The sequence below is a fragment of the Acidovorax sp. 1608163 genome, from assembly GCF_003669015.1.
Classification (GTDB): domain Bacteria; phylum Pseudomonadota; class Gammaproteobacteria; order Burkholderiales; family Burkholderiaceae_C; genus Acidovorax.
This window is the reverse complement of sequence record NZ_CP033069.1, coordinates 1162333-1173866: the sequence shown is the minus strand read 5'-3', so window position 1 is coordinate 1173866 and position 11534 is coordinate 1162333. Positions and strand designations below refer to the sequence as shown.

Genomic DNA, 11534 nt, shown 5'->3' with positions numbered 1-11534 from the left:
CTGCGCGCGCAGTGCACAGCCCCGGCTGTGTAACACTTGGCGCCGCAGCCCGGTGCAGGCATTGCCAGCACCGGGCCTTTATTTCTCGCACCGTTTTCCCGCGCCGATGGCGCACATCAACCAAGGAAGCCAACCATGAGCGTTTACGACAAACTGAGCGAACTCAACATCACCCTGCCCCCCGTGTCGGCCCCCGCCGCCGCCTACGTGCCTTATGTGCAAACGGGCAACCTGGTGTTCCTCTCCGGCCACATCGCCCGCAAGGACGGCAAGCCCTGGGCCGCGCAGTTTGGCAAGAACATCACCACCGAAGAAGGCAAGCTGGCCGCCCGCGCCGTGGCCATTGACCTGATGGGCACACTGCACGCGGCCACGGGCGGTGACCTCAACCGCATTCAGCGCATCGTCAAGGTGATGAGCCTGGTCAACTCGACCGGCGACTTCACCGAGCAGCACCTGGTGACCAACGGTGCCAGCGAGCTGCTGGGCCAGGTGTTTGGCGACAAGGGCGTGCACGCCCGCAGCGCCTTTGGCGTGGCCCAAGTGCCCATGGGCGCTTGCGTGGAGATTGAACTGATTGCCGAGCTGGCTTGATACCGAGCTACTGCGCACAACAAAAAAGCCAACCGTCGCCGGTTGGCTTTTTTACTTTCAGGCCAGCGGGTGTCACTCCACGCGGGTCACCGCGTTGGGCTTGAAGCCCAGGTCTGCCGCCTTGCCCTTGCGGCCGCGCGCGGCACGGGCGTTGTTCAGGCTGCGAATCTCCAGCGTTTCATCGCGCACCTTGCCGCCCCGGCCAATGCCATCGAGGCGAATGCTGCGCGTGTAGGCTGCAGCGCCTGCGAGCTGGTCTTTGTCTTCCAAGTCGATCAGCATCAGGCCCCGGCCGCCGTTGGCCATGGTTTTCAGCTCGGTGATCTCGAACGTGAGGATGCGCCCGCCCGTGGAGGCACAGGCCACATGCGTAGCGGGCAGCACCGGCTTGCTGCCCGTGGTGCCTGTGGCGTGCGACGGCACACACACGGTTTCGCCCTCGCCCAGCGTGAGGAAGGCCTTGCCGCCCTTTTGGCGCGACACCATGTTCTCGACCGCCGCCAGAAAGCCGTAGCCACCCGAGTTGGACAGCAGCAGCGTGGCGTTGGCGGGCCCTGCAAAGTAGTGCAGCACCTGCGTGCCAGTTTCCAGCTCGATGAGCGTGGTCACCGGCTGGCCGTCACCGCGTGCACCGGGCAGCAGCGACACGGCCACCGAGTACACGCGGCCATTGCTGCCAAAGGCCAGCAGGGTGTCGACCGTGCGGCACTCGAACGTGCCATACAGCCCGTCGCCCGCCTTGAAGGCAAAGCTCGCGGCCTCGTGGCCATGGCCGGTGCGGGCGCGCACCCAGCCCTTTTGCGAGACGACCACGGTCACAGGCTCGTCCACCACCTTCACCTCGGCCACGGCCTTTTTCTCGGCCTGGATGAGGGTGCGGCGGGCGTCGGCAAAGGTCTTGGCGTCCGCCTCGATCTCTTTGACCATGGTGCGGCGCAGCGAGCCGGGGTTGTTCAGGATGTCTTCAAGCTTGCCCTGGCTTTCGCGCAGTTCTTTCAGCTCCTGCTCGATCTTGATCGCTTCTAGGCGCGCCAACTGGCGCAGGCGGATTTCAAGAATGTCTTCGGCCTGCCGGTCGCTCAGGTTGAAGCGCGCAATCAGCGCCGCCTTGGGCTCCTCGGCGTGGCGGATGATGGCGATCACCTCGTCGATGTTGAGCAGCACCAGCTGCCGCCCTTCGAGGATGTGGATGCGCTCCAGCACCTTGTTTAAACGGTGCTGCGTGCGGCGGGTGATGGTGGTCTGGCGGAAGGCAATCCACTCTTCCAGCATCTGTCGCAGGGATTTTTGGGTGGGTCGGCCATCCAGCCCCACCATCGTGAGGTTGATGGGGGCCGAGGATTCGAGGCTGGTGTGGGCCAGCAGCGCGGTGATCAGTTCCTGCTGCGGAGTCTTGCCCGTCTTGGGCTCGAACACCAAACGCACGGGGGCGTCTTTGCTCGACTCGTCACGCACCACGTCCAGCACGGCCAGCATGCTGGCCTTGAGTTGGGTCTGGTCTTGCGAGAGTGCCTTCTTGCCCGCCTTGACCTTGGGGTTGGTGATTTCCTCGATCTCTTCGAGCACCTTTTGCGTGCTCACGCCGGGTGGCAACTCGTTGACCACCAGCTGCCACTGGCCACGCGCCATGTCTTCGATCTTCCAGCGCGCGCGCACCTTGAGGCTGCCCCGGCCCGTGCGGTAGGCATCGGCAATGTCGCCCGCGCTGCTGATGATCTGGCCGCCACCGGGGTAGTCCGGGCCGGGCACCAGGGCCAGCAGTTCTTCCTGGCTGAGCGACGGCGTCTTGATGAGCGCAACGCAGGCGTCGGCGATCTCGCGCAGGTTGTGGCTCGGGATCTCGGTGGCCAAGCCCACGGCAATGCCGCTGGCGCCGTTGAGCAGCGCGAACGGCAGGCGTGCGGGCAGCTGGCGCGGCTCTTCCGTACTGCCGTCGTAGTTGGGCATGAAATCCACGGTGCCTTCGTCGATCTCATCCAGCAGCAGGCTGGTGATACGCGACAGGCGCGCCTCGGTGTAGCGCATGGCGGCTGCGCCGTCGCCGTCGCGGCTGCCGAAGTTACCTTGGCCGTCGATCAGCGGGTAGCGCTGGGCAAAGTCCTGCGCCATGCGCACCAGCGCGTCGTAGGCCGACTGGTCGCCGTGCGGGTGGAAGCGGCCCAGCACATCGCCCACCACACGGGCGCTCTTGACGGGCTTGGCCGCTGCACTGCGCGTGGGGCCGCTGTAGCCCAGGCCCATGCGGTCCATCGAATACAGAATGCGCCGCTGCACGGGCTTGAGGCCATCGCACACATCGGGCAGCGCACGGCCCTTGACGACCGACAGCGCGTATTCCAGGTAGGCGCGCTGGGCATAGCCCGCAAGGCCCAGGGAGTCGCCCCCGTCGTCGCCTGCGGTGGTGAAATCTAAAGTGGGTTGGTCGCTCATTCGTTAGCGCTCATTCGTTCGGAATCGTCGGTAGAGGTTCGTTGCTGGCGCGGGTGTGCGCCACCAAAGTGTCGGGCGGCAGGTTGCCACGGCCTTGGGCGCCGCCCTGCAATTGCATGCGCACCCGCCCCGGCGCTGCGCGCTGGGCCAGCACGGGGGCGGGCGGCTTGAGCTGGGTGTACAGCGCCAGCACCGTGCGCACGTAGTTCTGGGTTTCTTTGAAGGCAGGTATCTGGTTACCGGCTTTTTGCACCGCCCCCTCGCCCGCGTTGTAGGCCGCCAGGGCCAGATCCATGCGGCCGGGGAACAGGTCGAGCAGGTAACGCAGGTAGCGCGTGCCCGTGGGCACGTTCACGGCGGGGTCGGTCAGCTTTTGCTCCAACGAGCGCTTGGCATCGGCCCGCACGCCAAAGCGGCTGGCCGTGGCGGGCATGAGCTGCATCAGGCCCACCGCACCCTTGGGCGAGACGGCCTGCGCATCAAAACCCGACTCTGTGGCAATCAGCGCTTGCAGCAGTTCGTAGTCCACCGCCTGCTGCTCTGCGGCGGCGCGCAGGTGGTGCTTGATGCTTTTGTAGCCGGGAGCGATGTCAAAAAACGCCAGCAGGCGCGCACCTGCACTGGGCATGCCGTGCGGGGTGGCGGGTGTGCCTGCAGGCATGTCACGGGTCGAATCGAACTCGGTGCCCCGAAAGAAGAGCTGGTACCGCGCATCGAGCTGCTCGGCGGCAAAGTGCGTCACCCCGCGCTCGTCCACATGCGCCCACAGGTCGGCATGGGCATGCTGCTGCAAAAAGCAGAGCAGCAAACCCAATGCAGACCAGCGCAAGAGGCCTATTTTGCGAAGTGGTGTCATGGCAAGCAGCGTGGGCGCCTGTGGCTCAGCCCGTCAGATGTCGATCTCGACCGCATCGCCATGCAGCTCCATCAACTCACGGCGCGCGGCGGCTTCGCCCTTGCCCATGAGCTTGGTGATGAGGCCTTCGGTGGCGGCAAAGTCCACGTCGCCCAGCTGCACGGGCAGCAGGCGGCGGGTGTCGGGGTTGAGCGTGGTTTCCCACAGCTGCTCAGCGTTCATCTCGCCCAGGCCCTTGAAGCGGCTGATCTGGCACTTCTCTTTTGGCACACCATCCTTGGCGCACTTGTCGAGGATGGCAGTCAGTTCGCCATCGTCCAGCGCATACATCTTGGCGGCGGGCTTCTTGCCGCGTGCGGGCACATCCACGCGGAACAACGGCGGGCGCGCCACGTAGATGTGGCCGGTTTCGATGAGCTTGGGAAAGTGGCGGAAGAACAGCGTGAGCAGCAGCACCTGGATGTGCGAGCCGTCCACATCGGCATCACTCAGGATGCAGACCTTGCCGTAGCGCAGGCCGCTCAGGTCGGGCATGTCGTTGGGACCGTGCGGGTCCACGCCAATGGCCACCGAGATGTCGTGGATTTCGTTGTTGGCAAACAGGCGGTCGCGCTCCACTTCCCAGGTGTTGAGCACCTTGCCGCGCAGCGGCAGGATGGCCTGGCTTTCCTTGTCACGGCCCATCTTGGCACTGCCACCGGCGGAGTCCCCTTCGACCAGGAAGACTTCGTTGTGGGCGATGTCCTTGCTTTCGCAATCGGTGAGCTTGCCGGGCAACACCGCCACGCCAGAGCCCTTGCGCTTTTCGACCTTCTGGCCGGCCTTCTGGCGGGTTTGTGCGGCCTTGATGGCCAGCTCGGCGAGCTTCTTGCCGTACTCGACATGCTGGTTCAGCCAGAGTTCGAGCGCCGGGCGCACAAAGCCGCTGACCAGACGCACTGCGTCGCGCGAGTTCAGGCGCTCCTTGATCTGGCCCTGGAACTGCGGGTCGAGCACCTTGGCCGACAGCACATAGCTAGCGCGCGCAAACACGTCCTCGGGCAGCAGCTTCACGCCCTTGGGCAACAGGCTGTGCAGTTCGATGAAGCTCTTGACCGCGTTGAACAGGCCGTCGCGCAGGCCGCTTTCGTGGGTGCCGCCCGCGCTGGTGGGGATCAGGTTGACGTAGCTCTCGCGCACGGGCTGGCCGTCTTCGGTGAAGGCCACGCACCACGAGGCACCTTCGCCTTCTGCAAAGCTCTCATTGCCGCTGTCGGCAAAGCCTTCGCCTTCAAACAACGGGATCACCGGGTCGCCGTTGAGCGTCTGCATCAGGTAGTCGCGCAGGCCGCCTTTGTACTGCCAGGTCTGGGTGTCGCGCGTCTTCTCATTGACCAGCGATACGGACACCCCCGGCATGAGCACCGCCTTGCTGCGCAGCAGGTGGGTCAGCTCGCCCATGGGCAGCGCACTCGACTCGAAATATTTGGCATCAGGCCACACCCGCACCGAGGTGCCCTGCTTGCGCTCGCCCGCCTCCAGCGGGCGGGCCACCAGCGGCTCAACCACATCGCCGCCCGAGAACACCAGGCGGGCCGACTGGCCCTCGCGGTGGCTGGTGGCTTCGAGCCGCGTGGCCAGCGCGTTGGTCACGCTCACGCCCACGCCGTGCAGGCCGCCCGAGAAGCTGTAGGCCCCACCCTTGCCCTTGTCGAACTTGCCGCCCGCATGCAGGCGGGTGAAGACCAACTCAATCACCGGAGCCTTCTCTTCGGGATGCATGCCAAACGGAATGCCCCGGCCGTCGTCTTCGATGCTGACCGAGCCGTCGGCGTGCAGCGTGACTTTGATCTTTTTGCCGTAACCCGCCAAAGCCTCGTCGGCGGCGTTGTCCAGCACTTCCTGGATGATGTGCAGCGGGTTGTCGGTGCGGGTGTACATGCCCGGGCGTTGCTTGACGGGCTCCAGGCCCTTGAGCACGCGGATCGAGCCTTCGGAATATTCGCTAGCGGAGACAGTAGTGGGTTTGGCAGCCATGGCGCGGATTGTAGTGCGGCAGCGCAACAAAGGCTGGATAAAACAACAGCCCAAACGCCTCAGCGGCCCTCCTCCCGCAGCCCCGCCCCTGCTGCCAACTGTATTGGTCGCCTCTGTACCAGCGCATTTCCCTCAATCTGGCTACATTCCCCCGCATGCATATGAATCCTCCCAAACTATCCATGCTCCAGGTGCTGGCCTGCGGCGCGGCCATCGTCACTTTGTCGATGGGCATTCGCCATGGCTTTGGCCTGTGGTTGCAACCCATCACCCAAGAGATGGGCTGGACCAGGCAGTCATTTGCCTTTGCGATTGCGCTGCAAAACCTGTCGTGGGGGGTGATGGGCATTTTTGCGGGCATGGCGGCCGACCGGTTTGGTGCCTTCCGGGTGTTGATGGGGGGCGCTGTGCTCTATGGGCTGGGACTGGCGGGCATGGCGCTGTCGCCCACCCCGCTGCTGTTTGCGCTGACCACCGGGCTGCTGATTGGCGCGGCGCAGGCGGGCACCACCTATGCGGTGATCTACGGCGTGCTGGGCCGCCAGATTGCGCCCGAAAAACGCTCCTGGGCCATGGGCGTGGCGGCGGCGGCTGGCTCGTTCGGGCAGTTTTTGATGGTGCCTGTGGAGGGCTGGCTGATCACCGGGCTGGGCTGGCAGCAGGCGCTGCTGGTGCTGTCGATGGCGGTGCTGATGATCGTGCCGCTGGCCTTTGGCCTGCGCGAGCCCGGGTTTCAGGGCGCAGCGGCGCCCAAGCGTGAGCAAACCATTGGCCACGCGCTCAAGGAAGCCTTCAGTTACCCCAGCTTCAATCTGCTGATGGCGGGCTACTTTGTGTGCGGCTTCCAGGTGGTGTTCATCGGGGTGCACATGCCCAGCTACCTCAAGGACCACGGCCTGTCGCCCCAGGTGGCCAGCTATGCACTGGCACTGATCGGGCTGTTCAACGTGTTTGGCACCTACATCGCAGGCACGCTGGGGCAGCGCATGCCCAAGCGGTTCATCCTGTCGTTCATCTACCTGGCCCGCGCCGTGGTCATCACCATCTTCTTGCTGGTGCCGCTGTCACCGCTGTCGGTGTATGTGTTTTCGGCCGTGATGGGTGCGCTGTGGCTGTCCACGGTGCCGCCCACCAATGCCACCATTGCCCAGATTTTTGGGGTGCAGCATCTGTCCATGCTGGGCGGCTTTGTGTTCTTCAGCCACCAGATCGGCAGCTTCCTGGGCGTGTGGCTGGGTGGCTATCTGTATGACGCCACGGGCAGCTACGACATCGTCTGGTACATCGCCATTGCGCTGGGCGTGCTGGCGGGGCTGGTGAACCTGCCGATCAAGGAAGCCCCCATCCAGCGGGCGCAACCCCACGCGGCCTGACACCTTAAAGACCGTATTGAAAGAGGCCTGCCGTGAACCCCTCCCAGCCCACCACCCCATCACTGCACGCCCCCCGCGCGCGGCGCAGCTGGCTGCGGGCGCTGGGCTGGCTAGCGGCCGTGGCCGTTTGCCTTGGGGTGTTTGCGATGTACACCGTGCCAGACTTCATGGTCATGGTGGCAGACAAAGTCTGGTCGTGCTTTTGATTTGTGGTATTTTCGGCCTCTAGCGCTTGCTATATAAGCGCAAGCAGCTACCAATTTAATAGCAAACAACACATGCACGGCACGGAAGCCCCCTCTGCCTGGGTTCAGCAATGGACGCACCTGGTCCCACCGCACGCCCATGTTCTGGACGTGGCCTGTGGCGCGGGCCGCCACATGCGCTGGCTGCAAGCCCAGGGCCATCCCGTCACGGGCGTAGACCGTTCGCCCGAGGCCATCGCCGCCTGCGCCGGGTTGGGTGAGTTGATTTGCGCCGACCTCGAAAACGGCCCCTGGCCCCTGCAAGGCCAGCAGTTTGGCGCCGTGGTGGTGACCAATTACCTGTGGCGCCCGCTGCTGCCCACCTTGCTCGCCAGCCTGGCGCCCGGTGGTGTACTGATTTACGAAACCTTTGCGCAAGGGCACGAAACCGTGGGGCGCCCCAGCCGGGCCGACTTTCTGCTGCGCCCGGGCGAGTTGCTGCAGGCTTTTGGGGCGCTGCGCACGGTGGCCTACGAGGACGGCTACCTCGAAAACCCGGCCCGGTTCGTGCAGCGAATCGCGGCGGTACGGGAAACACCTCACCCAGAGGCCCCCGCGCGCCATGGGCCGCAGCCCGCGTCTAGTTAGAATGCCCTTTTACCGTTTTCATCTGCGGACATGACCTCTTCCTCCGTGCCTCTTACCGGCAGCATCGTCGCCCTCGTCACCCCCATGCACGAGGACGGTAGCGTGGACTACCCCACCCTGCGCAAACTGATCGACTGGCACATCGCCGAGGGCACAGACTGCATCGGCGTGGTGGGCACCACGGGCGAATCGCCCACGGTGAATGTCGAAGAACACTGCGAGATCATCCGCGTGGCCGTGGAGCAAGCCGCCAAGCGCGTGCCCATCATGGCGGGCTGCGGTGCCAACTCCACCGCCGAAGCGATCGAGCTGGCCAAGTTTGCCAAGAAGGTCGGTGCCGACACGCAGCTGCAGGTCGTGCCTTACTACAACAAGCCCACCCAAGAAGGCCAGTACCTGCACTTCAAGGCGATTGCCGAGGCCGTGGGCGATCTGCCCACCGTCCTCTACAACGTGCCCGGCCGCTCGGTGGCCGATATGCAGCACGACACCGTGCTGCGCCTGGCCCAGGTGCCCGGCATCATCGGCATCAAGGAAGCCACGGGCAACATCGAGCGCGCGCAGTGGCTCATCCGCGAAGCCCCCAAGGGCTTTGGCATCTACTCAGGTGATGACCCGACCGCTGTGGCACTGATGCTGTGCGGCGGCCACGGCAACGTGAGCGTCACAGCCAACGTGGCGCCCAAGCTGATGCACGAGCTGTGCGTGGCCGCCATTGCGGGCGACGCGCGCCGCGCCATGGAAATCCAGTTCAAGCTGATGCCCGTGCACAAGCACCTGTTCGTCGAAGCCAACCCCATCCCCGTCAAGTGGGCCATGGCCCGCATGGGCTTGTGCGGCGGAACCATGCGCCTGCCCATGACTCCATTGACCCAGGGCAACGAAGCCGTGGTCGAAGGCGCCCTGCGCAGCAGCGGCCTGCTTTGAGCCTGCCCACCCCTCACCGACATTCCAAGGATTTCCGAGTGAAAGCAAATACCCGTCTGGGCCTGCTGGCCCTTGTTGCTGCCCTGTCAGCCTGCTCGACCCTTGAGGGCGACAAGATCGACTACAAAAGCGCAACCAAGGGCTCGACCCTGGAAGTGCCCCCGGATCTGACCCAGCTCTCCAAAGACTCGCGCTACGCCGTGCCCGGCGGCGCCGTGTCTGCCGCCGCACTGCAGGCCAGCCAACAGGCTGCACAGCCCTCCGCAGCCAGCCAGGCAGCCGCGACAACCATTGGTGACGTGCGCATTGAGCGAGACGGCAACCAACGCTGGCTGGTGATAAACCGCCCCGCCGACAAGCTGTGGGAGCCTGTGCGTGAGTTCTGGCTGGAGAGCGGATTCATCTTCACCCAAGACCAGTCCAACCTCGGCATTCTGGAAACCGACTGGGCCGAAAACCGCGCCAAGCTGCCCCAGGACATCGTGCGTTCGACCCTGGGCAAGGTGTTTGAATCGCTGTATTCGACTGGCGAGCGCGACAAGTTCCGCACTCGCCTGGAGCGCAATGCCAATGGCGGCACCGACATCTACATCAGCCACCGCGGCATGATCGAGGTGTACACCAACACGCAAAAAGACCAGACCATCTGGCAGCCCCGCGCCGCCGACCCCGAGCTGGAAACCGAATTCTTGCGCCGCCTCATGGTCAAGCTGGGTGTGAGCCAAGAGCAATCCAAAGCGATTGCAGCCACCGCCACCCCAGTGCAAGTGGCACCCGCAGCCCGTATCGCCACGGTGAACAACGCACCCGCTGTGCAGTTGGCTGAGAACTTTGACCGCGCCTGGCGCCGCGTAGGCTTGGCACTGGACCGCACCGGTTTCACCGTGGAAGACCGCAACCGCAAGGACGGCCTGTACTTTGTGCGCTACGTCGCCCCCAACGCAGACAAGAAGGAGCCTGGCTTCTTCGGCAAGCTGTTTGGCGGATCGTCGGCAGCCATTCCTCCACTGAAGTACCGCATCGCCGTGCGCAGCGAGGGCAACGCCTCCACCGTGTCCGTGCTCAATGAAGCTGGCGCCCCGGAAACGTCGGCCAATGCCGAGCGCATCGTGCGCGTGATTGCAGACGAACTGAAGTAACCAGCCCAATGCGGGGCACAGAGCACCGTGCCCCCATCCCGCCCCGCAGCCCCACACAGGAGCTGCGGGGCTTTTTTAATGGACAACACGGGACGCTGGACATGCTGCGCCTCAAAAACCTTGGCAGCGGCAGCTCGGGCAATGCCACCCTGATTGAAGGCAGCGATGGCCTGCACACACGGCGTCTGCTGGTCGATTGCGGCCTGGGCATACGCCAGCTGGAGGCCCGCTTGGCAGAGGCCGGGCTGGCACTGGCCCAGATTGACGCCATCTTCATCACCCACGAGCATTCCGACCACATTGGTTGCGCCCGCTCGTTGGCACTGAAACACCGCATTCCCGTCTGGATGAGCCATGGCACCCATGCCGCCCTGGGCTCCCCTGACCTGGACGGCCTGCTGCGCACCGCACACGATCTGGAGCCCATTGATCTGGGCAGTTGGCAAGCCACCCCCTTCACGGTGCCGCACGACGCCAGGGAGCCCCTGCAATTGCACTGCACCGATGGCGCCACACGCCTGGGGGTGCTGACGGACCTGGGGCACGCCAGCGCGCATGTCAAAGAGCAATTGGCGGGCTGCCACACCCTGATGCTGGAGGCCAACCACGATCCGCAGATGCTGGAGGCGTCGCGCTACCCGGCCTTCCTCAAGCGCCGCATCAGTGGCAAATACGGCCACCTGGCCAACACTGCAGCGGCCGAACTGCTCCGTGCCTTGCAACACCCCGGTTTGGCCTGTGTGATTGCGGCCCACCTCAGCGCACAGAACAACACCCCGGCGCTGGCCCAGCAGGCGCTGGGGGCTGCATTGGGCTGGCCCACCGAGCGCATCACCGTGGCCAGCCCGGCCAATGGAACGCCCTGGATCACCGTCGGGGCCGCATAGCCACAAGGGGCCACCGAGTGCACATGGGGCCGGAACAGCCAGCGCTTCCGAAAAATGGACGCCCCAATGCAAAAGCCCCGCTTTTTTGCAAAAGCAGGGCTTTGGTGTGTGGTTCAAGCCGTCCCTTGCGGGAGGCTACGACCCCTCCACGAATTACTTGGCTTGCGAAGCAGCGCCGGTGGCAGCAGCGGCAGCAGTGTCAGCAGCAGCCTTGGCAGCGTCAGCAGCAGGAGCGGCTTCAGCGGAAGCAGCAGGAGCGGCTTCGGAGGCAGCAGGAGCAGCTTCAGAAGCGGCGGGTGCTGGAGCTGGAGCGGGTGCTGCCACGGGAGCTGGTGCTGCAGCTGGTTCTTCTTTTTTACCGCAAGCGGCCAGGGCAGCAGCAGCGATCAGGGCGGCCAGAACGACGGAGTTCTTCATTTCAATTTCCTAGTTGGACAGACAAAAAGCTTGAAAAGCCACGGCGACCGGCCGGTTAAAGC

General features: G+C 64.7%; 11 protein-coding genes. 7 read left to right on the top strand and 4 right to left on the bottom strand.

The features are described 5' to 3' along the window. The first annotated feature begins 135 nt into the window (after positions 1 to 135). On the top strand, positions 136 to 594 hold the full coding sequence (locus EAG14_RS05320; RefSeq protein WP_099656322.1) for a RidA family protein: 459 nt from the start codon (positions 136 to 138) through the stop codon (positions 592 to 594). Positions 595 to 666: 72 nt separating this feature from the next. Here the strand turns inward: EAG14_RS05320 and parC are convergent, their stop codons facing one another. From parC to EAG14_RS05305, 3 genes are read right to left on the bottom strand one after another with little or no spacing between them, the layout of a single operon-like run. Continuing rightward, the gene (gene parC / locus EAG14_RS05315) at positions 667 to 3024 is read right to left on the bottom strand and encodes a DNA topoisomerase IV subunit A (RefSeq protein WP_121728277.1); all 2358 of its coding nucleotides are present in this window, start codon (positions 3022 to 3024) and stop codon (positions 667 to 669) included. A 10-nt stretch (positions 3025 to 3034) separates the two neighbouring features. Then, entirely contained in the window at positions 3035 to 3880 is an 846-nt protein-coding gene (locus tag EAG14_RS05310; protein ID WP_121728276.1) for a lytic transglycosylase domain-containing protein, read from the bottom strand. A 33-nt stretch (positions 3881 to 3913) separates the two neighbouring features. Further along, entirely contained in the window at positions 3914 to 5896 is a 1983-nt protein-coding gene (locus EAG14_RS05305) for a DNA topoisomerase IV subunit B (protein ID WP_121728275.1), read from the bottom strand. Between the two features lie 155 nt (positions 5897 to 6051). Here EAG14_RS05305 and EAG14_RS05300 point away from each other — a divergent pair, with 155 nt between their 5' ends. The 6 genes from EAG14_RS05300 to EAG14_RS05280 all read left to right on the top strand — a co-directional run bounded on the left by EAG14_RS05300 (position 6052) and on the right by EAG14_RS05280 (position 11055). Further along, positions 6052 to 7269: an MFS transporter gene (locus tag EAG14_RS05300; RefSeq protein WP_099656326.1), complete on the top strand. Its 1218-nt coding sequence runs from the start codon at positions 6052 to 6054 to the stop codon at positions 7267 to 7269. 32 nt (positions 7270 to 7301) lie between these two features. After that, entirely contained in the window at positions 7302 to 7475 is a 174-nt protein-coding gene (locus EAG14_RS22670) for a hypothetical protein (RefSeq protein ID WP_162995855.1), read from the top strand. A 72-nt stretch (positions 7476 to 7547) separates the two neighbouring features. Continuing rightward, the gene (locus EAG14_RS05295) at positions 7548 to 8102 is read left to right on the top strand and encodes a bifunctional 2-polyprenyl-6-hydroxyphenol methylase/3-demethylubiquinol 3-O-methyltransferase UbiG (RefSeq protein ID WP_121728274.1); all 555 of its coding nucleotides are present in this window, start codon (positions 7548 to 7550) and stop codon (positions 8100 to 8102) included. 30 nt (positions 8103 to 8132) lie between these two features. Further along, a complete protein-coding gene (gene dapA, locus EAG14_RS05290; RefSeq protein ID WP_099656328.1) occupies positions 8133 to 9029 on the top strand; it encodes a 4-hydroxy-tetrahydrodipicolinate synthase in 897 nt (298 codons plus the stop codon). 38 nt (positions 9030 to 9067) lie between these two features. Beyond that, positions 9068 to 10168: an outer membrane protein assembly factor BamC gene (gene bamC, locus EAG14_RS05285; protein ID WP_099656329.1), complete on the top strand. Its 1101-nt coding sequence runs from the start codon at positions 9068 to 9070 to the stop codon at positions 10166 to 10168. A 101-nt stretch (positions 10169 to 10269) separates the two neighbouring features. Continuing rightward, the gene (locus EAG14_RS05280) at positions 10270 to 11055 is read left to right on the top strand and encodes an MBL fold metallo-hydrolase (RefSeq protein ID WP_121728273.1); all 786 of its coding nucleotides are present in this window, start codon (positions 10270 to 10272) and stop codon (positions 11053 to 11055) included. 153 nt (positions 11056 to 11208) lie between these two features. On the opposite strand, the gene EAG14_RS05275 is transcribed toward EAG14_RS05280, so the two are convergent. Beyond that, positions 11209 to 11472, bottom strand: coding sequence for a hypothetical protein (locus EAG14_RS05275; RefSeq protein ID WP_099741802.1), 264 nt, complete (start codon positions 11470 to 11472; stop codon positions 11209 to 11211). Positions 11473 to 11534: the final 62 nt, after the last annotated feature.